Below are 23,101 nucleotides of genomic sequence, written 5' to 3'. Positions count from 1 at the left end.
ATCATTTGTTAATCATTGTTACTACCTGCTTCATCACCGCTCGTGCCTCTGGAATCTGGTATAGCGGGAAAATATGAAACAGGTTTCTTCCCGGTCCGTAGTAGACTGGTATCCCCGCCTGCCGTAATTTCTGGACAAACTGGGTCACGTCAGGATACATAATCTCCCGGGTACCGGAATAAACCGCCACATCGCGGAACTGGGTAAGGTCACCACGCAGGGGACTCAGCCGGTAATCATGGTGGTCGACCTCTCCAGCCCACATCGTCGCAATCTTTCGTAACCCACTAACCGCCAGTGTCACATCACAAGCTTCATACTTGCTGATTACCGGGTTCGTTAAGTCAAGGTCAAGCCACGGGGAAAAGAGGATCAAGTGCCCGGGCTGTGGCAACCCGTGCGCAGCCAGGTATTCACAAAAGCCTGCTGCTAGGCCACCACCAGCAGAGTCCCCCATCAAGGTAATCTCACTGGCAGGACTCAGCGCGTACAGGTCAGCGTATAGGTTGGCTAATTCCTGGTAGGCCACCTGGAAGGTGCACTGTGGCGCTAAGGAATAGAGTGGCACATAAACTTTTGCCCCGCTTTCCTGAGCAAGCCGGTCCAAATACTGCCAATGGGTCTTATCCGGCCGTTGGAGGTATGCGCCTCCTGTAAGGTAGATGACAACCCGTTGTCCTTCCCCGTGGTCATTCAAAACGTAGGTCGTCACCCCATCAGCCTCTTGTCGCCGTGCCGTAACTGTTAGTAAGCCATCAGGCAACAGGTAGGGGACGTCATTATCAAGCCGGGCGTTATTGACCATCGCCGCAAATTTATTATCTTCTGCAAGGTCATTTTTAAACCCGCTTAACTGGATGCCCATTTCGACCAGGGTTGCCTTGCTGGAACGGTGGTCACCGCACCGTCGCAATTCACGTAAGCTTGCCTCAAGATTATTAGCAAGCCGCGATGCAACCTGGGCATTAAAACTCTTTATTCTTTCCACGAATAATAGTTCTGCTTAATTTAATCTCTTAGTCCTATCCTAACACGCAATCATAATATTTTTAGTTAAAATTTAATTTAAAAGCAAAAAAGCCCCCGTTGGCTAACCTAGGGGCTCGTTGCTTAATTTTCGATAACTGTTATAATATCAGCCGTTTACCCGTCGCAAATGGTTCTTCCAGCCTAACGAAATAACCACCACTAACGCGACAACAATCAGGATAACCGCGGCCACGATAATATTTTGGTAGCCATTATACAGGATTGTGCGCATCAGCGGAAGCCGTGACTGTGGCAGGCTTCCGGCGGTTTTAGCGTTTGACAGCTGATTTAACATCCGCATGGTAATGCCCTGATGAGTCTGCACGCCACGGAATAACTCTTGGTTTAAGATCACCCCATAAACCGCCGACATCAAGGTTTGACTAAGGATCCGCAGAAGGTACCCTAACGAAGTAGCGATGGGGACATCGCGTAACTCCGCATCAGTTTGAACATTAATTTGTAGGATATTAAAGACCAAGCCGACACCAAAGCCTTCAAAAGCCCCCATCAGTAAAATCAACCAGAACGGAGACCCCTGTCCGCCAACCATTAAGCCGAGATAGGCAATAAAAATCGACGCCGCCCCGCAGGTAACGATCCAGTATTTCCCCCACCGGTCTTGCAAGATAGGGACGAGTTCTGACCCGATAAAGTTGGTCACCGCGCCAGGAATCTGGGTCATTCCCCCGAGAAGAGCACTTAAACCCAAGATCCCCTGCGCCCACATTGGAATGTAGGTCACAAAAGCGATAAAAGAACCCCAGATGATTACGAAGAGTAAGAAGTCAACCACTAGTTCGCGGTTTTTAAACAGCCGACTCGGGACAATCGGGTCAGCAGCCTTGCTATCAACCTTGGCCATCCAGGCAAGGAGGAGCAGGCCGATGATAATTAGCGCCGCAATCATTATTCCGGAGGCGGAACCAATCAGCTGAACCGCCACTAGAATCATCACTAGGCTAACAACCAATAAGCTTGCCCCAAGGTAATCAACGGGCTTACCAGCAGCTTGTTTTTTAACGTTTTTGTAGAAAAGGCTGACGATTGTAATTGCCACCAGCGCAATCGGGACATTGACATAAAACACCCAGTGCCAGCTCAACGCGTCAACAATCCACCCACCAAGGAGCGGCCCGATAATTGACGCCGTCCCAAAGCACGCGCTCGCAATTCCTAACACCTGTGCCCGCTTTTTTAAGTTTTGGTAGAGTTCCGCAAAGACGATGAACGGGATTGTATTCATCCCCCCGGCACCAATCCCCATCACGGTACGGGCGATGATAAACCATAAAATATTCGGCGCTAATCCTTGAAAAATCGCCCCAATTAAAAACATTGTCGTTGCGGTAATGTAAGCTTGCTTATTTCCCTTATGTTCACCAAGCTTACTCCACAGTGGCGTTGCTACCGCCATTCCCAGCAAAAAAGTTGCAATGATCCAGCCCATATATTGCAGGCCATGTAAGTCACTGGTAATTGCCGGAAGGGCCGTGTTGACAATTGTCCCGTCCATCCCGGCCATGATATTCGACAAGAGCAACGCTCCGGTAACGATCGTCCTTCGTTGCTGCTGTTCCACATTCCCATCTCCTTATTTTCACACACATAAATAAAGAGAATGAGATTTCTGCAAATGCGTCGTCTCACTCTCTTTTTCGGACTGTTTTCTATTATACAATCAAAAACAGCAAATAGATAATTAATCTTTAATCGTTTTTACTATCCGCCCGAGGGCCAACCAGTCTTCTCTAATTACCGGTTCTAACCTGCGGGCATACAAGACCGCCGCCGGATGGTACATCGGCACAAGCAGGTGTTTTTCCGCGGTAAACTGGTATCCCCGGTGGTCAGCTGTTACCTTTTGAATTGGCCGTTCGATAAGCTGCCCGTGCAACTTCCCAATATTAGCGCGACTACCGAGTAATCGTTGCAAAGCGGTATTGCCAAGGGGAACGATAATGCGCGGTTGAACCATCGCCAACTCCCAGTCAAATAACGGGCCAAATGCTAGTACCTCTTTCTTGGTCGGTGTCCGGTTAGGGGTCTTTTCGATTACTTCTCCCGTCTTTTTGTCTTTCACCCGTTTGACACTGTAAGGGCGCTGACGGACAACACTCGTGATGTAAACCGTCTCCCGGGAATAACCAATTGAACTAACAAACTTTATCAGCTCTTGTCCCGACGCCCCCGAAAAGGGAATGTTAACCTTTTCCTCATGCCGTCCAGGGGCTTCACCAACTAGCATCAAATCGGGGTGCAGCATCCCCTGTCCCGGGGTAAAACCAGCCAGCTGCCGGTCAGCCGTTTTTTGTTTGACCTCTGCTAACAGGTCTGCTGGATATTCTGCAATCATCATCTTCACCAGCTAACCATTATGCCGCCACTTGGTATCGGTAAGGATCCGCGCAGCAATCAAGCCCATTGGCAAGAAGACAACAATCAAGAGCGCCTTGGTCATCCAAAGGGTCCCCACACTAATTGACGTCAGCCCGATATTATACATTGCCCGGTACATGTATAGGCCAGGGACCATAATAACGATGGAAGGGACGGTGATGGAGATCTGCGGATAGTGAATCTTGCGCTTAACAACCGATGCTAATAACCCAGCGACTAGCGCCCCAAGAAAGGCAGCGGCCCCCGCCGGAATCCCGGTCAAATCGGTTAACTCTAGCCGTAGGGTATTGGCGACCGCCCCAATGCATCCCGCGGTTGCGGCCATTTTCGGGGTACTATTAAACATGATGGAGAAGCCAAAGACCCCGCAAAAACTTGCCGGAATCCGCAATAAGAACAGGGCCATCGTTGATAATGACAACGGCGCAAAGTTTTCTGGCCGTAAATTAACCATCAATGCCACAATCCAACCGACAAGGGTTGCCACCGTAATAATCGCAACGGCGTAAGTGAGCCGTTCAAGGCCTGACCGCATATCAAGCTTTGAAATGTCAAGGCCACTCGTGATGAAGGGGAAGCCCGGGATAATGAAGAGCATCGCCCCAATGTAGCCGGCCTCATGCCGTGAACTAACGTTGAAGATCAGTTGCATTAAGCTGAGCGCTAGTAAGTACGACAAGCAGGCAACCGCTACTGCCACTGCCACGCAGGCAAAAAGGGTAATGTGGCGGTCAATCAGCTTTCGCCGAATGTAGTTACCAAGTCCTGCCCCAATGAAGCTGCATACCATTTCAACGACCCCACCCCCGAGGAGGAAGACGAAGGCGCTACATGCAAGTGCAGCCGCTAAGGCAACCTGGTAAGGAGCATAGTTTCCCTTGGAGTGCGCAATATTTTCAAGGCGGGCATGAATCTCCCCAATCGTCATCTCACTGCCGCTTTGCTCAAACTCCTTAATAAACCGTTCCATTTTGGACAATTTAGTCGTATTCACACTGGTACTTGGCAGTGACAACGCCTGGGTATAACTGTGGTGGGCATCCATGCAAGTATACTCAAGTGAGACCAAGCCGATGTCAACCGAACAGGTCATTTTTAATGTCCGGGCAACGGTATTCATTGAATCACGGACACGCCATGCCCCGGTCCCATAGGAAAGCATCATCAACCCAATTCGGCCAACAATTGCGGCCCGCTCAACGAGGTTTGCTTCATAGGCGGGGGTGAAATTATCATTTGTAAAAAAATCATGCCAGGGAATTGCCATATGGTGTTTTTCCGACAGGTGTTCTGTAGGCTCAAAACCAATCGGCGTATCATTCGCTTCTTTACTCACGACCACTAAAACTCCTTCTCTAATTTATCTTAACTATTTAATTATACGGCCCCTGTCAAGCAGTCAGCGAAATCTCCTTTAACTGCTCAATCAACTGCTCTTCGTCTGGGCTTAAGACATAATCCTCCCGGGTGGCAATCGAAATATAGAACTTTTCTGGAATCGGGTCACTGATGTCAAGGGCGACAATGCCCGGCTCGTTTTCCACCGCATCCTTAACCATTAGGCTGATCCCCTTGCCTTGCCGCACCAATTCCTTAATCCAGGAGATATTCGGCACCTTATAGACAGCCGTTTGCGGTTTGACTTGGGCATAGGTACAGTAGGCTTGAAAGGCGGCCTGATGAACGTACTGCTGGTCATAATTGATAAATAGTTCATCCGTCAGTTCCTTAAAACTCACCCGTTTTCGTTTGGCTAAGCGGTGATTTTCACCGACAATAATTGCGAATGGCCGTGTTGCGACCAGCTCAGCAAAAATGCCCGGTTCATTAATTGGAGCAGTCGAGCCCAGGACAGCAATGTCAATTCTTCCCTTTTGTAAGTCCCTCAGTAGGTCATGGGACCCCACTGATTCGATTTTGATCCGCTGTAACAGGGACTTGGCAAAACTGCTAACGATATGTGAAATGTACAGCTTCCCGATAATCGGTGGTAGGCCGAAATGAATTTGCTTCTGGTTAACCCGGGAAATTTCCTGGTGGGCAACCGCAATCTTCTCGTTAATGGCCACCGCTTTTTTATAGAGGAGCTGCCCACTGCGAGTAATCATCTCGTCACGGTGGACCCGGTCCTTTCTGACCAACTTGGTATCAAATTCCTGTTCAAGGCGACGAATTGCCTGGGTAATACTTGGCTGCGAAACATTAAAATAGTTTGCTACTTGTGTATAATTTTTAAATTTTACCAAGGTAACAAAATACTGGAGGTCACGAGTGTTCATCGTCTTATTCCTTCCTAAAATAATAAAATAACAATTATTATCTTACGTCAAAATTTATTTAAAAACAAAAAAGAGACCAGAAAATCTCGTCTCTTAATTTTATCTGTTATCAAAGTTACCAAGCTGCCTACCACATACCGATAACCTTCATCCACATACTACCGATCCCAATCCAAACGACCAGGTAGAAGATACCGAGGACAAGGTTAAGTGACCACCACTTAGCTTGTGGAACGTAGCCAGAACCGAAGAGAACAGGGGCTGGACCAGAAGCATAGTGGGTCGTTGATGCCATCAGGTTACCGAAGAAACCAAGCATCAATGCAGCCAACATTGGTGGCACGTTGGCAGAAATAGCGACGGCTAAGAAGGCACTGTACATTGCAGTAACATGGGCCGTTGAGCTGGCAAAAAGGTAGTGGGAGTAGAAGTAAACGACGATCAAAATGATCAATACTAATACCCAGTTCATGCCATGAAGGGAACTACCAACCGCCTTACTCAACCATGGAATAAATCCTAAGCTCGTTAAGGAACCGGCCATCATTACAAGGACGGAGAACCAAGTCAGTGTGTTCCAGGCACCAGTTTCGTGCAAAACATCTTGCCAGCTGAGAACCCCTGTCAAGAGCAAGAGTCCTAAGGCAATAAATGCTGCCAGGGTGGCGTCAATCCCGATAAAGCTACCGACAATCCACAATACCAATGCAATCACAAAGATTACCGCCATCAACTTTTCCGGTAAGGTCATTGGCCCCATTTCGGTAAGCTGATCTTCCGCCCATTGCTTAGCATTAGGCGTTTCCTTAATCTCCGGTGGATACATCTTGTAAATCAACCATGGAACAATTACCAGGGAAATAATTCCTGGAACCAGGGCAGCCAAGAACCAGCCAACCCAGCTAATGTTGACGCCGTTGCCCTTAGCAAGGGTTTGGACTAACGGGTTGGCGGCCATGGCTGTCATGAACATGGCCGCAGTAATCATGTCACCGTGGTACTCTGCAAAGATCAAGAATGAACCAATCTTGCGTTCTGTCCCGTCCTTCGGGTCAGAGCCAAATGACTGGGACAGTGACTTGATGATTGGGTATAACACCCCACCGGCACGGGCCGTGTTACTTGGCGTTGCCGGTGCTAGGATCAAGTCCACCCCAATTAATGAGTAGGCTAACCCCAGCGTTCGTTTCCCGAAGGCCTTGACGAAATTCAATGCAATCCGCCGACCAAGGCCAGTCTTAATAAAGCCCCGGGCAATGAAGAAGGCCATCGCAATCATCCAGATGGAGGCATTCCCGAACCCGACGATCGCCTTGTCCATTGGGACGGTCTTGGTAAGGACCGTTAAGGCAAAGGCAACGATTGAAACACCACCGATTGGCAGCGGCCGGGTAATACATGCGATAATTGTCGCAACAAACAAGGCAAACATATGCCAACCAGCAACTGGTACTGCGGCTGGCTTAATCGGGGTCATCAGCCATAGGACCACGCCAATAATAACCGGCCAAATGAACCCCTTGTAATTAACACTTTCTAACTTTTTCATTTTCCTATCCCTTATATAATCAATAATTGCAGGAGACTGAAAAATTCAGTCCCGTTATTTAAAGATATTAATACTACGATTAGCTCGCTATTCCAGCAAGTTTTTCTACTTGGTTAACTGCCGTGCGTAAACAGTAACTTGTTGACCAGCCTGCCGACCAAAGACGATCGTTTCGGCAATTGAGTTACCACCAACACGGTTGTTACCGTGCAAACCACCAGCAACTTCCCCAGCGGCAAAGAGGCCCTTGATTACGTCCCCGTTACCGTCAAGTACCTGGGTCTTGGTATTGATATGGATACCACCCATTGTGTAGTGGATTGCTGGTGCAATGTGGATGGCGAAGAACCCTGGCTTGGTAATTCCCCGATCCATCCCGGTTGTCCGGTTAAACTGCTTGTCATCGTGATTTTCAACCGCTTCGTTCCAGGTCGTGACCGTCTTCTTCAATGAATCAGGATCGATGTTAAGCTTTTTCGCTAAGTCTGCAATTGTGTCACCGTGGACAACTAAGCCAACCTTATCATAGAACTCAATTGCCTTTGCCCGGTCACGAATGCCCTGGTCAAAGATTAAGTAGGCACTGTGTTCTGGCAAAGCAGTGATGGCGTTTGACACAATCTTCCGGGTGTTTAATTCGTTAACAAAGCGGTCCCCGTCAGCGTTAACCAGGATAGCCCCTTCACCACGAACCGCTTCACCAATCAGGTAAACGTGCGGGTTATCTTGTTGGACAGTTGGGTGAACTTGGACGAGGTTCATCTGCATCAGTTCTGCCCCGACATTTTCGGCAAGCTTCAAACCATCACCGGTTGCTCCTGGTTGGTTCGTCGTCTTGTAATCTGCAAGGTCCGGACGGAAGCGCTTGATGTATTCTTTTGATGCCCCAAAGCCACCAGTTGCTAGGATAACAGCCTTTGCATGGATAGTCTTGATTAGCCCATCCGCGTTAGCTTCAACCCCGTTTACCCGGCCACTGTCATCTTGCAAGAGCTTATTAACCTTGACCTTGTTAAATACGGGGATATTTTCCTTTTCAACTACTTCCAGCAGGCTCTTTACCAGGAAACCACCAATTGGTGCCATGCTTGCTGGACGGTGGGTCCGCTTCCGTGACATCCCCCCGGTAACCGTAATGTCATCGAGCTTGATGTCATGGTCAGCTAACCAGTCAATTGCCGGTGCGGTGTGATAAACAAAGTAGCCCAGCATGTCCTTATCATTTAGACGTCCACCATCCTTGTAGGTTTCATGGTAGAAGTCCGCCACGTTGTCAATCACCCCGTGGTGCAATTGGACGTTTGTTTCGGCGGCATTCATTCCTGATGAGGCCCGGTTGGTGTTTCCCCCAAGTTCAGCTTCCTTTTCCAAAACAGCAACATTCATCCCCAATTCATGGGCTTGAATTGCTGCGGCCAGCCCGGTCCCACCGGAACCAATAATAACTACATCGTAATTATTATCCAACTTGCTTACAGATAATGGTTGGAATTTTTCTGCCATTAGTTTGTCCTCCTTATATTCGGTTAAACGCAGGAAAGGGGGCTGGGAATTACCGCAGCCACCTTTTTTCCTGATTAATTACTTTTGCCGATCAACGTTGGTCATCTTTAACATGTCCATCCATTCATCATATTGTTCTTCAGTTACCTTGCCGGACTTCAAAGCAGCTTCCTTCAACGTGCTACCAGCCTTGTCAGCCGCTTGGGCAATCTTGGCACTGTCATGGTAACCGATGTGTGGTGATAATGCCGTTACGGTCATCAATGAGTTGTCGACTAATTCAGCCATCCGTTCTTCGTTAACCGTCATACCGTGAATCATCTTGTCCGCAAAGCCCATGATTGTCCCGGTCATTAAGTCAGCTGATTCGAGGAAGGCATCAATCAAGACTGGCTTGTAGACATTCATTTCAAAGTTCCCTTGTGATGAAGCCATCGTTACCACTGTGTCGTTACCAAATACCCGGATAGCCGCCATGGTAACCGCTTCTGCTTGGGTTGGGTTAACCTTTCCTGGCATGATTGATGAACCTGGTTCGTTAGCTGGAATATTTAATTCACCGTAACCAGCCCGGGGACCAGAAGCCAAGAACCGAATGTCTTGCGCAATCTTAAACATGTCGGCAGCCAGGCTCTTCAAAGCACCGTGAACAACGTCTAAGCCAGAGTGGTGAGCTAAGCCGTAGAATTTGTTAGAATCAGCAGTCAAGTTTAAGTCATATACTTCACTTAACTTTGCGGCAATCTTTTCTGGCATTCCTTCAGCGGCATTCAAACCAGTCCCAACAGCAGTCCCACCAATGGCGAGTTCATTTAACGTTGGTTCGAGGGTCTTGATGTAGTCAAGGTCGTGTTCTAACGCAGCAACATAGCCTGATAGTTCTTGGCCGAATGTCAATGGCACGGCATCTTGCAAGTGGGTCCGGCCGACCTTCACCGTCTTCATGTACTTGTCCTGCTTGATCTTTAATTCATCGATCAAGTGTTGGACAGCCGGCTTCAACTTAGCAAGGGCTTCTAAAGCAACAACGTTCATCGCTGTTGGGAAGGTATCGTTTGAACTTTGCCCCTTGTTAACATCATCGTTTGGTAAGATCTCAATGTCAGGGTTGATTTCGTGCGCTTTATGAGCAACTACTTCGTTGGTGTTCATGTTCGTTTGGGTACCAGAACCAGTTTGGTAAACCTTAAGTGGGAAGTCCTTCCGTAAGTCTTCATCACTAAGGGCCAGGAGCTCATCAATCGCCTTAACGATTAAGTTTCCCTTTTCTTCAGCAATTGCCTTGGTTTCCATATTAGCTTGGGCCGCTGCCTTCTTAATGTTCAGTAAAGCACGGATAATTGCTAATGGCATGTATTGACCAGTTGGGAAGTTGTTCCGGCTCCGTTCAGTTTGTGGTCCCCACAATGCGCTAGCGGGAATCTTTACGGGACCTAACGTATCTTCTTCAGTACGATATTCTGACATCTCAAAAACCTCCAATGTAATAATTGAACAATAATAACTTGTGAAATGTTACACATCATTTACAAGTCTATCCTACATTGCTCCGCCAATTATAGTCAAATATTTAGCACTCCATAATTTTCACTTATAAAGGCCAGCAAATCCCTTGCGACGACAACGTTTTCATTTTAACTTTGCACAGTTTTCACAAGGCGAAAATAAAAAAATGCCTGAATTTTATTTCCTCATTCAGGCATTTTTCATTCACGAACGGTTAATAATTTTCACTTAATGCTCACTAATACACTGTTTTGTTTAACAACCACAATTAATACCGTGGGACCCACAAGTTCTGTTCAACCGCCTGCTTGGCATCAGTGATTCCTGCGCCCGCCAAGTGTTGGTCAATGGCTGACTGGGCAACTGTTTCAGCAACCCGTTTGGAAAATTCCGCTAGCTTGGAAACTGGTGGTAATACCGCCGCCCCGGACTTATTAGGGTCCACAATCCCACTCAAGGCATGGGCAGCGGCAGCAAGCATATCGTCATTTAGCACTTTAGCCTGGGCAGCCAGCGCCCCAAACCCAACCCCGGGATAAATTAGGGCATTATTCGCCTGGCCGATTTGGTAAGTCGTCCCGTGGTAGTCAATATCATCAACCGGAATCCCGGTAGCAACAAGGGCCTTGCCATCTGTCCACTCAAGAAGATCAGCAGCCTTAGCTTCCGCAAGCTTGGTTGGGTTGGATAATGGGAAAATGATTGGCCGAGCGGTGTGCGCCGCCATCTCCGTAACAACTTTCTTCGTAAAAGCTCCCGGCTGAGTAGAAGTCCCAATCATGACTGTCGGGTGAACGGCCTTCACGACTGATAGAAGGTTAGTTAACTCAGCAGCATTGGCAAATTCATCCCGTTGACGGGTAAATGGTTGCTGCTTCGGCGTAAGTCCTTCTGTATCGTCAAATAATAACCCCTGCTTGTCTACTAAGTAGAAGTGCTTCTTAGCTTCTTCGGGGGCCATCCCTTGCCGTACTAACTCATCAAAGAGCATCTTTGCAATCCCCATTCCAGCGGTACCAGCTCCGAAGGTTAAGAAGGTCTGGTCAGCGAGCTTTTCCTTGGAGATGTTTAAGGCGCCGAGGACCCCCGCAAGGGCAATGATTCCTGTCCCCTGAATATCATCGTTGAAGGTCAAAATCTTATCCTGGTACTTATCAAGAATCCGGGCAGCTGTTCCCCGGCCAAAGTCTTCAAAATGAAGTAGGCTCTTGGGGAAGGTCTCCTCAACAGCATCAACAAAGTGGTCAATGAATGAGAAGTATTCATCACCTTCAACCCGGTGCATCTTGTTACCAAGATAATTCGGGTCGTTAAGCAGTTTTTCATTATTAGTTCCGGCATCAATTGATACTGGCAATACCTGGGACGGGTTAATGCCCGCCGCAGCGGTATAAACCATCAATTTCCCCACGGCAATATCAACCCCGTTGACTCCCCAGTCACCGATACCCAGGATCCCTTCAGCATCCGTAACCACAATCAGCCGAATGTCACGACCGTCAGCGGCATCCGCTAATTCTTCCTTAATTAGTTCTGGATGTTTAATGCTCAGGTAAGCCGCATCCTGGGGTTTGATATACCGCTCATTGTACTTCTCAATTGATTCCGCAATTACCGGGTCATAGACAATCGGCATGAATTCAGTAATATGGTGCTTCATCAGGTAGAAGAAAAGGGTCCGGTTGTTATTAAAGATTTCCATTAACAGGTGGCGCTTTTCAATCCGGGAGTCCTTTGATTCGTAGAGGGCGTATGTCTCGCTAGCCTGCTCTTCAATTGTCCGGACACATGACGGCAGCAAGCCGAGTAGGCCGTATTCCTTCCGTTCTGCCATCGTAAAAGCAGTCCCCTTGTTTTTAAATGGGTCATTTAAAATCTGCATACCTTTTCTCATTAATTATTCGCCTATCCTTTTTCATTTGCTTGGTTCATCTTTTAACACTGTAAGCGTACGGCGGGCCCTAGTTTATAGTCAAATTTGTGCTATGATATAAAGGAAATTAATATACCGCCCGCAAACAGTTGTGTTAACAGGAGTTAAAATGAAAATAAAAGATCTTGAGTATTATCAACAATTAATTAAATTTAAAAATTTTTCCCAGGTTGCCGAATATTTCAGTGTCAGTCAGCCGACAATTACGATGGCGATTCAACGGCTAGAAAAATCGTTTGGCACCCCCTTCTTTATCCGCGACCACGTCCACAAGCAACTCCACGTCACGCCGGCCGGAAAACAATTTGCGGCCCACGTCAACGTGATCTTAAACGAGCTGGAAATTGCTAAGCAGGAAGTCGATTACGCAAACGACACCAAGATCCGCTTTGGCTTACCACCAATTATTGGCAATTATTATTTTCCCCCGCTCACTCCCCAGTTGATGCGTGAGGGCTTGCTCAGTCACCTCGAAACCTACGAACATGGTTCTAAAGAGATCCTCAAAATGCTTGAACACGGCGACCTTGACATCGCCCTGCTCGGTTCACTGGCCCCCTTAAAAGAGCCGCGGCTAAGGGCAAAGGAACTGGCAGCCTACCCTTTCCAAATCATTGTCAGTAAGGACCACCCGCTAGCAAGTAAGAAGGAAGTTTCCTTTGCTGACCTGCGGGATGAATCGTTCATCATTCCCGACACCGAGTTTTTCCACGAGCAGGCATTTAAGCAGGTCTGCCACCAGGCCCACTTCCGCCCAACGGTAATTTACCGGACAGCTGACATCCACGTGATCAAAGCGATGGTCGCCGAAAATCTAGGAATCGCCTACCTCACCAGCCTGGCAATCACGGCCGATGATGACGTCCACGCCTTGAGCGTCAGCGCACCGATGCAACAATCGTTCCGCCTCTCAGCGGTAACCCGTGAAACAAAAATTCTTACCCCGCTTAAGCAGCAGTTATGGGATTTGTTGACAAAAAAGGATTGAGAAAAAATTTCCCCAATCCTTTTTAATTTGGATATTCCCAATGATTTCAGCACGGTTTCTACTATTAATCAATGGTGATCTTTTTAATTACGACATCCTTTTTTGGTTTGTCCATTCTGTTTCGCTTCACCTTACTGATCTTTTTGACAACCGCCATCCCGGTGACTACTTGGCCAAAGACAGTATGGTGATAATCTAGCCATGGCGTTCCCCCAGCTTCTTCGTAATGGTCGATAACCTCCTGGGGATAACCGACCATTTCCATTTCGCTAACCAGGCTAGCCGGAACGTGTTCATTGCTGACGATGAAGAACTGGCTGCCGTTTGTGTTGGGGCCGGCATTGGCCATTGACAGTGCCCCGGTAAAGTTAAAGAGCTCATCGGAAAATTCATCCGCAAAGGGCTTCCCGAAGGCACTCTCACCACCACGACCAGTCCCAGTGGGGTCCCCACCTTGGATCATAAAGTCCGGGATAACCCGGTGGAAGATTACGCCATCATAGTAGTGCTTTTTGGCAAGCTTGGTAAAGTTTTCAACAGTTTTGGGGGCCTGCGCAGGGAATAATTGAACTTCAATTACCCCCATCGTCGTTTCAATCACTGCCCGGGGTCCCGTAACCTTCTCTAACGATAGTTGTGGAAAATTCATGTAGTATCGCGCCTCTCTTGTAAAGTACCCCTTATCTTACCAAGGGCGAGCGGGGTAAAGCAATTATTAATCCTCACTTACCCGCAATACGCACGCGCCCTTGATGTCGCCAGGCTTAACCGTGCGTAAGGCTTCATCTGCTTTTTCAAGCGGGTATTCGCTAACAGCCGGGTGAATGGCTAACCGGTCCGCTAAGGTTAAGAACTCTTCCCCGTCACGACGAGTGTTACTCTCAACACTCGTCAAGGTCTTTTCATGGAAAATTGCGCGTTGGTAATTCATCGCTGGAATGTCAGACATGTGAATCCCAGCAAGCGCCAGTGTTCCACCAGGCACCAGGCTAGCCAGGGCCGGCAGCACCATATCCCCAACGGGGGCAAAAATGATTGATGAATCAAGCGGTACTGGGGATGGGTCATAGGCGCCTTGCGCGGACGCACACCCTAGCTGAAGGGCAAATTTTTGCGCGTCCTTCCCCCGGGTAAAGACATGCACCTCCATCCCCTGGGCGATGGCAATTTGGGCGGTAATGTGCGCAGACCCCCCAAAGCCATATAAGCCAAGACGGCCACCGGCGGGCACGTTTGCCCGTTCAAATGCCCGGTAACCGATGATCCCAGCACAGAGAAGCGGGGCTGCTTCAAGCGAAGAAAACCTTGCGGGAATCCGGTAAGCAAAGCCCTCGGGTACCGTCACGTATTCTGCATAACCGCCATCGTGGTCCCAGCCGGTGTAAACGGAGTGGGGACAAAGGTTTTCGTGACCGGAACGGCAAAACTTGCAGACACCACAGGCATGCCGAAACCACGGAATCCCAATCCGCTCACCGAGCTTAAAACGGCTGGTTTCTGGACCACAAGCAACTACCTTCCCGACAATTTCATGACCTGGCGTAACGTTTTGCCGGTGAACCGGCAGGTCGCCCTCCGTAACGTGTAAATCGGTGTGGCAGACACCACAGGTCAACACCTTGACTAGGACCTCCCCCCGTGCAGGTGTTGGCACCGGCTTCTTGATAAACGCAATCGGTGAATGCTCGCCATCAATTGGCCCGGGAGTAGTAACGGCCCAGGCCCGCATTGTTGTTGGTAATTCTTCCATCTTCTCATGACCTCGATTAAATTCAGAATTTCACTATCCATTGTAGTTCAATTATTCATAACAGTTGCGGATCTTTTCAATTTTCTTTGCCCAGCCAGCGTTAAACCTTTTCACGTCGAGCTGCTGGTTGATGGTTGGGTCGTCCTTGGCCGCCTGCATTAGGCCGTCCACCCCACCAATATCATCGAGGATGCCCTGCCCGTAACCATCGACCATCTCAGGACCACTATAAGTCATCAGGGGGTTGGCCTTGACCGCGGTCACCCTCACTTTAAACTGCCACATATCACCGAAATCGTAGGTTAACACAAAGTCATTCGTCCCCCGGTAGTCACCGAGCCACACCTTGGTCATATCCTGGTCATGGTCAAAGCCACTGTCAAAAATCGGTAATTGGAAGCGGGTCGTCCCCTCCTGCAATTCAAAGAGGTGGTTACCATCCGCATTAAAGGCCGCCAGGATAATGAAGCATAGCCGGTCTAAGCGGGTCGCCCCGTTAATGGTAAACTGCCGCCACATCGTTGGCTGATAGTCGATTAGTTCAACATCAACGCGGTAACGCTTGTTTACATGCTGGAGGGCATGCTCCCGTTGCACCTGGACCTGCCGCTGCATATCACGAAAGATCCGCTGGAGGTGGTAGTGCCGCTGCTTAGAGTTAAAGTCCTTCACGCCCTGGCTAACGGCCTGGACAAACTTATCAAAGTCATTGCTATTAAACAGGTCCTCATTGCGCATAAACCGGGCAAACTCGCGGAAAGCATAGCCCATCTGCTTAAAGCGGGTCTCAGATATCCGCTCATCATGCAGTTTTTCATAATTGATCAGGTAGTGGTAGACCAGGGTCACATCGTCGAGGATCGACTGGCCCAGGGCCTCACAGTAGCTTAAGTAGTCCGCGGCACAATCAAGATCACGGTCAATAATCGTTTCGCTCTTCCCCCGTTGCTCTAAATAAAGCTCATAATCATCCATAATCTGCTGGCTAACGACGGTCGCGTTCATAATGTCATTGATCGATTGGGAGCGGTAAAGGTAGCGCCGGTTATGCTCATTAAACGCGGGGTGGGCATTGACATTAAAGGCGGTGACGGTATAGTCTTCAAAGGCATCCATCACAAACGGGCCCTCCCCACCATCGTCAACTGGAATTTTGGTCTCCTCCGCGAGCTGCAAAGCAATCTCCGCATTGGTCGGGTCCTTATCCCAGTCAATCGTCGCATTGGGCCCCATCAGCTTGTTCTGGTAGACCTGGAGCCGGCGCTGGGTCAGCGGCTGGATCTGCCGGGTAAACTTTACATTACTAAACTGGGCGTCGCGAATCATCCGAATCTTTGCATGGGGAACTGGCGAAATCTCAAGTAACTGGATAAATCCCCGCTTAACCGCCGCCACAAACGATCGTGAATCGTTGAAGCGCTGGGGGTAACGAACGATGATTGGCAATGCCGTCTTATTATTCATCACGATCATAAATTCCCCCGCAACCCGCACAGACCAGGCATTCGGATCGTCTTGCAACTCATCAACATCTAACACCTGTGAGTTTACGTGTAAGTGCTGCGCGAAGGAATACTCAACTCCAATAATCAACCTTATCAACTCCCCATTTATTAATTTCACTCTTAAGTCAATCAAACCATATTTACAAACAAAATAAAAGCACTAAAATAGGTAATAACGTACTGCCAGTGAAAGGATGGGCCTCTTTTGATCAACCAAAATCTCGATATATTTGACCTGCGCAAGATCCAGGTAAATAAAACAAAAGCAGAGCTAGAAAATACCGGAAAACAACAACGGAAACGAATCACTAGCGAAATGCTCAGTACCTTCATTCCCGTTGACCGGGACCCGATCAAGAGCATTCAGTTGACCGAGTCCAACATGATTCCCGAACTCCTCCCCCTTCGCCACCAGCGAATGATTGCGAGCCGCTTTGCCTTCTTTAGGGGCACGGCCGAGTTAATGGAACAAGACCTTAAGAAGCAACACCAAAGCGGTTTGCCAATTATTATCTGTGGGGATGCCCACGTCAATAACTTTGGCTTCTATGCCTCCCCCGAACGGCAACTTCTCTTTGGCTTAAACGACTTTGACGAATCCCGAATCGGCAACTGGGAGAGTGACTTAAAACGCCTGTTGGTCAGCGCAGAACTAGCCGGGGAGGAAAACGGCTTTAACAAGGATGACTTATATAATCTCCTTACCCTCACCACGAAGACCTACCGCCATGCCGTCAAAAGCGCCAATAAGATGACGTTATCCCAGCTGTTTTACTTCTCCTTTGCCTATGAAGATATGGGGGAAGCAATCGAATCATTTGGCGATGTGTCCGATAAAATGAAGGAAATTCTCGATAAAATCCTCAAGAAAAGCCAGCGGAGCAACTCCGAAGAGATCATTCAAAAAATGGCGACAGTCAACAACCAGGGTAACCTTGTCTTCCGTGACAATCCGCCACGGGCACGTCACCTGAGCGCCGTTCGTTACCAGCAACTTGTCCTTGGCTTTAACCGTTACCGGGAGCGGGTTAGTGCTGATGTACGCGTTCTCTTAGCCAACTTTCACATTTCAGATATCATCCGTTATAGCGTGGGGGTTGGTAGTTTCGGTACCCGTTGCTACCTGATGATGTTAACTGGCAATGACGGTAGCCACCTGGTCTTGCAGATTAAGGAAGCAATGCCCCTCCGCTATAACCTGCTCAATCTGCCGGTTCAACAGGCAATAAAGAACGGGGGGATGGCCGGACAACGGATTGTTACCGCCCAGCGGGTTCTCCAATCTTCTTCGGATCCCTTCCTTGCCAGCACGACCTTTGCTGGCCGGAGCTACTATGTTCGCCAGTTCCGTGACATGAAGGAATCAATTAATGTTAGCAAATTGGACTTTGAAAGTTTCCAACTGTATTGTCAAACCTGTGCTTACCTGCTTGCAATGGCACACTTCCAAAGTCCTACCGCCCCAATGATTCGCGGGTACTTAAAGCACCAAAAGAACCTGGATAAGGGCTTAGCTGACTGGGCCCTTAACTATGTCGACCAAGTTACCAAAGACTATGACCAGTTCAAAGATGCCCTCGAGAAGGGCCACTTAATAAACTAAAAAAGATGGCAGATCCAACCATTTTCAACTGGATCTGCCATCCTTTTTATTAGTGTTGCCCCTTTTGCAACTGCTGACGGTATTGCGCCCGGGTCATCCGCACTGGCGAACTATCCTTATGTGTATCCGCTTCGTGGTTACTCTTTTCGGTCGCCGGTGGCTCTGGGGCAAAGTCAATTTTGCGCTCGTCAATCCCACCACGGTCAAACAGGTTAGGGCTACTTACCTTTTTACTTGCCTGCTGATTCAGCCGTTTGAGTTCGACTGCCTGACGGGTATTTTCAAGGTTAGTCTTCGCCGCCTGGACACCCGCCTTGCTGATCTCAAGGTTTGTCGAAATCTGTTTGAGGTTTAGCTGGACACTTTGGAGCAGCCGGGCACTAGCCTTAATGGTGGCCTCGTCACCAATATTCTTCACCCCATCATAAGTACTCTGGGCAGCAGTAACGGCCGCGCTGGCCTTTTTATGCTTCTCCGTCATCTTTTCATAAAATTGCTGGGCTTGCTTGTAGTTTTCTTCTTCTTTACGCAGTGTTTCTGTTAAACCATCCATATCTATCACCTATTCATTAGTAAACTAAAAGGGTTGTGACCTAGCTAAAGCCTTGTCACAGCCCTTTAGTATATCTACTAAATATATTAACAGATTAGATCTTAGTATTCACGCTTCTTACTAGCTAAACCAAGACCAAACATAGCGGCAGCAGCACCTAAGGCAACTGCAGCAACGCCACTTTCATTACCAGTTTGTGGTAATGTTTCGTTACTTGCTTCCTTGGTAGTTTGCTTGTTAGCACTTGCCTTGTATTCAGAACGAGTTACATTGGCTGCACCCTTGTCAGTCTTAGTAACTTCAGTGTTTTCGTTCTTGTTCTTAGTGTCGGTAGCATTCTTGTCACCTTCGTCAGTTGGTTGACTTGCAGGGGTGTCCTTCTTGCTATCTTCACCTTCGTCTGGCTTAGCTTCTGGAGTCTTGTTTCCATCTGAGTTACCTTCTGGAGTCTTGTTTCCATCTGAGTTACCTTCTGGAGCCTTGTTTCCATCTGAGTTACCTTCTGGAGTCTTGTTTCCATCTGAGTTACCTTCTGGAGTCTTGTTTCCATCTGGGTTACCTTCTGGAGTCTTGTTTCCATCTGGATTACCTGCTGGCTTGCTTTCAGCGTTCTTCTTTGCAGCGTCAAGGTTAGCGTTAGCGCGAACCAAGTTAGCCTTTGCAATCTCTAAGTTCTTCAAAGCGTTGTCATAGTTACCTTGAGTAATCTTTTGAGCAGCTTCAGCATCACCAACAGCTGGGAAGTCACTAAAGTCACCGTTGTTTACCCGGTCAAGGATAGCTTGTGCAGCGTCTGCATTCTTACGTGCATCGTTGTACTTAGCTTCAGCCTTGTCCTTTGCAGCATTAGCATTGGCAACTTCCTTGTTGAAGACATCTTGTTGAGCTTGGATAGTCTTCAAGGTTTCAGTCTTGTCAGCTGGTGAAGTTGGGTTAAGGTAGAAGTTCTTAAGAGCATCTACCAAAGCTTCAGCAGCATCAGTTTGTGGTGAGTTAAAGCCATAAACGTTTTGAACCTTTTGTAGCATTGATTGTGCAGTGTTCAAAGCATTTTCTGGACGATCAGCATTGAATTCACTAAATGATGCAGCAGCGTCAGTAGCAAATTCGTTAGCATTGTTAAATGCTGTTTGTGCCTTCTTAGTAGCATCAGCAGCGTCATTTAAGGCACGTGTTGCGTCGTTAACCTTAGCAGTAGCTTCATCATATGCCTTTTGGGCCTTAATAACCCCTTCGTTTTCCTTGTCTAAGGCTGCTTGAGCATCATTAAGGTCTGAGCCAGCCTTGTTAGCAGCAGCACTAGCGTCATCGTATGCCTTTTGAAGAGCAGTGATGTCTGGGTTCATGTCATCGCCCAACTTAGTTTGTGCCTTAGTTTGATTATTAAGAGCTTCATCGTATGCCTTTTGAGCGGCTTCTTTAGCTTGACGAGCTGCTTCAACCTTGGCAGTGTCATCATTGATGGTCTTTTCTAAGGCAACATATTCCTTAGCAGTGTTCAACTTATCCTTAGCAGCAGCTTGGTCAGCAAGAGCCTTTTCGTATGCTTTTTGAGCCTTTTGTTGTAAGGACTGAACATAAACTAAGTGGCCACCAGCATCGTTAGCATCCTTGGTAGTGGAACTAACACCATCTTGGGCTTCATTAACTTCAATTTTCGCAGCGTCAACGGCATCTTGGGCACGCTTTACAGCAGCATTAGCCTGAGCTGCTTTTTGTCGAACTTCATCCCATTCATCTGAAGTATAGAAGTGGTTTTCAAGAGGCTTAGCCTCAGCAGCAGCCTTTTTGGCAGCAGCTAATTCACTTTGCTTTGCAGCCAATAATTCTTGCTTAGCTGCTAAGTTAAGCACTTCCTTAGTTTGATCATTAAGTGCTTTATCATGTTGGGTAATTGCAGCATTAAGACCAGCATTAGCATCATTTAAGTCAGCCTTAGTTGACTTTACTTGGGCATCAGCTGCAGTAACAGCCTTTTGTAATACAGCCATGTCTGGGTTAGTGGTGCCTAACTCGTTTGCTAAGTCGGTTTGATGCTTACGAGCAGTATCTAATGCATTCTGCTTAGTCGTAAAGTCATTGTTAGCCTTGTTCAAGGCTGTGGCAGCCTTTTCAGCTACTAATGATGCTTGTTGGTATTGCTTTGCATCATCAAGTTTTTGTGCTGCAACAGTTTGCGCATTCCGGGCTTCATCAAAGGCTTTTTGAGCAGCAACGACATTTTGTTGTAACTGGTGAAGCTTGTTGTAGTTAGCTTCTGCCTTCGTTTGAGCGTTAAGCGCGTCATCAGCTGCCTTTTGAGCAGCTTGTTGTGCGGCTTGTGCTGGGCCAATCTTAGCTCCAGCTTCATTAGCAGCCTTGCTTGCAGCTTCATAATCATTAGCAGCAGTTAACTTGTCCTTAGCAGCAGCTTGGTCAGCAAGAGCCTTTTCGTATGCTTTTTGAGCCTTTTGTTGTAAGGACTGAACATAAACTAAGTGGCCACCAGCATCGTTAGCATCCTTGGTAGTGGAACTAACACCATCTTGGGCTTCATTAACTTCAATTTTCGCAGCGTCAACGGCATCTTGGGCACGCTTTACAGCAGCATTAGCCTGAGCTGCTTTTTGTCGAACTTCATCCCATTCATCTGAAGTATAGAAGTGGTTTTCAAGAGGCTTAGCCTCAGCAGCAGCCTTTTTAGCAGCAGCTAATTCACTTTGCTTTGCAGCCAATACTTCTTGCTTAGCTGCTAAGTTAAGCACTTCCTTAGTTTGATTATTAAGTGCATTATCATGCTTGGTAGTTGCATTCTTAAGGCCAGCATTAGCATCATCTAAATCAGCCTTAGTTGACTTTACTTGGGCATCAGCCGCAGTAACAGCCTTTTGCAATGCAGCCATGTCTGGGTTAGTAGTACCTAACTTTTCAGCAGCTTTTGTTTGATTATTCCGTGCTGTATTCCAAGCATCTTGAGCTTTTTGCAATTTATTATTAGCATCATTAAGTGCACTCGTTGCCTTAGCGGCATTTGCTGAAGCTTCTTCGTAAGCCTTCTTTAATGCGTCGAGGTTAGTAGCTAACTTAGCGTTGTCAAGCGCAGTCTTGGCGTTCTTTTGTGCAGCAAGGGCTACGTCGAGTTCCTTTTGTAACTTATCTTGGTTAGCTTGGGCATCGTTAACTGCTTGTTGAGCGGCCTTGATTTGGTCATTAGCGTAAGCTTCGTAAGTAGTAAGGGCCTTAACTGCATCATCCTTGTTAGAAACAGTTGGGTTTTGTTGGTACTTGTTGATTGCATCAATTACGTTTTGTGCAGTTTGTACTTGTGAGCTGTTGAATCCGTAAAGATCTTGAGCAGTAGTAACTGCTTGTTGAGCGGCGTTCAATGCGTTGTCAGTGTTACCGTTCTTAAATTGATCGTATGAATTAGCAATGCTGGTTGAGATACTAGTAGTACTATCAGCAGTTGCTTGAGCATCCTTGTAACCGTTAAATGCAGTGTTTGCTGCGTCATTAGCAGTATTCACATCATTCTTTGCAGTTGTTTGGGCAGTGTTCTTCGCATCTGTCACATTTTGTTGTGCAGCGTCATTAGCGTCCTTAGCAGGAACAACTGCCTTTTCAGCGTTGTCAACTGCGGTGCTAGCTTCATCAACGTTCTTTTGTGCAGCAGATACTGGATCAACTGCCTGGTTTTCTTGTGTAGTAGCGACTACTGCAGGTTGGGCTGCATCAGCGTGAACGTTCGTTGTGTTTACGTTTGCTAAAGTAAGCCCTGCCAAAGTAGCAGTGGTCATTAATCCTGCGTATACAATGCTTTTCTTTGCTTTGTACATCTTGTAATGCATTTGATTATTGCTCATAAATAATCCTCCCATAAATTAACTCTAAAAAGAATTGCATCTATCAACATTCTCATTCTAAGTAATCCATCCGTCACTTTCAAGGCGTTTTTATTTATCTTTCGATCGATCAAGGATAAAAAAAAAAAAAAACGCCTTCATTCAGCTTATAGCAATAATCATTCCATAAATTTAAAGAATATTTTTTATTTATTTCGCACTCAAACAGTCATTTTGTATCCAAAAAATTATCATTCACTTATCATTAATTAAGTTTTTCAGTTAGCGGTTTGACGGTTATTTAAATTGCTAAACGTTATACTTATTAATAATCCATCATTACATTTCCAATTCAGCCGATAAAAAATAAGCATCATCTTCAGCGAATGGAGTTGATGCTTATTACCTATTTATTTTCATTTTCCGTTTTTTCTTCACCGTAGCGGTCTAGCTCTTTAATCTGACTGCTCCGCTTCTTATGCTGGTGAATAAAGCGATCTTCTGCTGCAAAGATCATTAAAAAATCAATAAAGTTCTTATTGAACGACCGTTTAAACTTTTCCCACTTACTTTCCGCCACTGAACGCACCCCACTTTTTATTTTGCCTTTTCTAGCTAAATTTTACCACAATTTTTAAATTTTTCTTTTCGTGCAAACGATTGCACTTATTTTGCTAACAAA

Annotated in this window: 17 protein-coding genes; 2 read left to right on the top strand and 15 right to left on the bottom strand. The window is 47.2% G+C overall.

What is annotated here, in order from left to right:
* Position 1 precedes the first annotated feature (1 nt).
* The 9 genes from CZ502_RS02585 to CZ502_RS02545 all read right to left on the bottom strand — a co-directional run bounded on the left by CZ502_RS02585 (position 2) and on the right by CZ502_RS02545 (position 12,160).
* Positions 2 to 988, bottom strand: coding sequence for an alpha/beta hydrolase fold domain-containing protein (locus tag CZ502_RS02585; protein ID WP_076459553.1), 987 nt, complete (start codon positions 986 to 988; stop codon positions 2 to 4).
* A 147-nt stretch (positions 989 to 1,135) separates the two neighbouring features.
* Positions 1,136 to 2,611 (bottom strand): MFS transporter, encoded by a 1,476-nt coding sequence (locus tag CZ502_RS02580; protein ID WP_076459552.1) that lies wholly within the window; start codon positions 2,609 to 2,611, stop codon positions 1,136 to 1,138.
* Positions 2,612 to 2,731: 120 nt separating this feature from the next.
* Positions 2,732 to 3,385, bottom strand: a complete 654-nt coding sequence (locus tag CZ502_RS02575; protein ID WP_076459551.1) for a uracil-DNA glycosylase — start codon at positions 3,383 to 3,385, stop codon at positions 2,732 to 2,734.
* A 12-nt stretch (positions 3,386 to 3,397) separates the two neighbouring features.
* Positions 3,398 to 4,765 carry a threonine/serine exporter family protein gene (locus tag CZ502_RS02570; protein ID WP_076459550.1) on the bottom strand — a complete coding sequence of 456 codons (1,368 nt, stop codon included), beginning with the start codon at positions 4,763 to 4,765 and terminating at the stop codon, positions 3,398 to 3,400.
* A gap of 55 nt (positions 4,766 to 4,820) precedes the next feature.
* Complete coding sequence (locus CZ502_RS02565) at positions 4,821 to 5,708, bottom strand: LysR substrate-binding domain-containing protein (RefSeq protein WP_076459549.1); 888 nt, start codon at positions 5,706 to 5,708, stop codon at positions 4,821 to 4,823.
* Positions 5,709 to 5,835: 127 nt separating this feature from the next.
* A complete protein-coding gene (locus tag CZ502_RS02560; protein ID WP_076459548.1) occupies positions 5,836 to 7,257 on the bottom strand; it encodes an anion permease in 1,422 nt (473 codons plus the stop codon).
* A gap of 105 nt (positions 7,258 to 7,362) precedes the next feature.
* Positions 7,363 to 8,760, bottom strand: coding sequence for a flavocytochrome c (locus CZ502_RS02555; RefSeq protein WP_076459547.1), 1,398 nt, complete (start codon positions 8,758 to 8,760; stop codon positions 7,363 to 7,365).
* A 78-nt stretch (positions 8,761 to 8,838) separates the two neighbouring features.
* A complete protein-coding gene (locus CZ502_RS02550) occupies positions 8,839 to 10,227 on the bottom strand; it encodes a class II fumarate hydratase (protein ID WP_076459546.1) in 1,389 nt (462 codons plus the stop codon).
* 307 nt (positions 10,228 to 10,534) lie between these two features.
* Positions 10,535 to 12,160: a malolactic enzyme gene (locus tag CZ502_RS02545; protein ID WP_076459545.1), complete on the bottom strand. Its 1,626-nt coding sequence runs from the start codon at positions 12,158 to 12,160 to the stop codon at positions 10,535 to 10,537.
* A gap of 148 nt (positions 12,161 to 12,308) precedes the next feature.
* On the opposite strand from CZ502_RS02545, the gene CZ502_RS02540 reads away from it, so the two are divergent.
* Positions 12,309 to 13,187 carry a LysR family transcriptional regulator gene (locus CZ502_RS02540; protein WP_076459544.1) on the top strand — a complete coding sequence of 293 codons (879 nt, stop codon included), beginning with the start codon at positions 12,309 to 12,311 and terminating at the stop codon, positions 13,185 to 13,187.
* Positions 13,188 to 13,251: 64 nt separating this feature from the next.
* Here CZ502_RS02540 and CZ502_RS02535 read toward each other — a convergent pair whose 3' ends face one another.
* The 3 genes from CZ502_RS02535 to CZ502_RS02525 all read right to left on the bottom strand — a co-directional run bounded on the left by CZ502_RS02535 (position 13,252) and on the right by CZ502_RS02525 (position 16,530).
* On the bottom strand, positions 13,252 to 13,836 hold the full coding sequence (locus tag CZ502_RS02535) for a peptidylprolyl isomerase (protein ID WP_076459543.1): 585 nt from the start codon (positions 13,834 to 13,836) through the stop codon (positions 13,252 to 13,254).
* Positions 13,837 to 13,902: 66 nt separating this feature from the next.
* Entirely contained in the window at positions 13,903 to 14,937 is a 1,035-nt protein-coding gene (locus tag CZ502_RS02530) for a zinc-dependent alcohol dehydrogenase family protein (RefSeq protein ID WP_076459542.1), read from the bottom strand.
* A gap of 51 nt (positions 14,938 to 14,988) precedes the next feature.
* Positions 14,989 to 16,530, bottom strand: coding sequence for a plasmid pRiA4b ORF-3 family protein (locus CZ502_RS02525; protein WP_083673310.1), 1,542 nt, complete (start codon positions 16,528 to 16,530; stop codon positions 14,989 to 14,991).
* Positions 16,531 to 16,647: 117 nt separating this feature from the next.
* Here CZ502_RS02525 and CZ502_RS02520 point away from each other — a divergent pair, with 117 nt between their 5' ends.
* Positions 16,648 to 18,045 (top strand): DUF2252 domain-containing protein, encoded by a 1,398-nt coding sequence (locus CZ502_RS02520; RefSeq protein ID WP_076459541.1) that lies wholly within the window; start codon positions 16,648 to 16,650, stop codon positions 18,043 to 18,045.
* Between the two features lie 49 nt (positions 18,046 to 18,094).
* On the opposite strand, the gene CZ502_RS02515 is transcribed toward CZ502_RS02520, so the two are convergent.
* The 3 genes from CZ502_RS02515 to CZ502_RS10770 form a co-directional block, all read right to left on the bottom strand.
* Complete coding sequence (locus CZ502_RS02515; protein ID WP_076459540.1) at positions 18,095 to 18,598, bottom strand: hypothetical protein; 504 nt, start codon at positions 18,596 to 18,598, stop codon at positions 18,095 to 18,097.
* 101 nt (positions 18,599 to 18,699) lie between these two features.
* Positions 18,700 to 22,440 (bottom strand): LPXTG cell wall anchor domain-containing protein, encoded by a 3,741-nt coding sequence (locus CZ502_RS02510; protein WP_076459539.1) that lies wholly within the window; start codon positions 22,438 to 22,440, stop codon positions 18,700 to 18,702.
* A 385-nt stretch (positions 22,441 to 22,825) separates the two neighbouring features.
* On the bottom strand, positions 22,826 to 22,999 hold the full coding sequence (locus CZ502_RS10770; RefSeq protein WP_200804215.1) for a hypothetical protein: 174 nt from the start codon (positions 22,997 to 22,999) through the stop codon (positions 22,826 to 22,828).
* Between the last annotated feature and the right edge of the window lie 102 nt (positions 23,000 to 23,101).

Source organism: Limosilactobacillus caccae (genome assembly GCF_900156885.1).
Classification (GTDB): domain Bacteria; phylum Bacillota; class Bacilli; order Lactobacillales; family Lactobacillaceae; genus Limosilactobacillus; species Limosilactobacillus caccae.
Note: the sequence above shows the minus strand (reverse complement) of the source record. Positions and strands in the feature narration are given on the sequence as shown.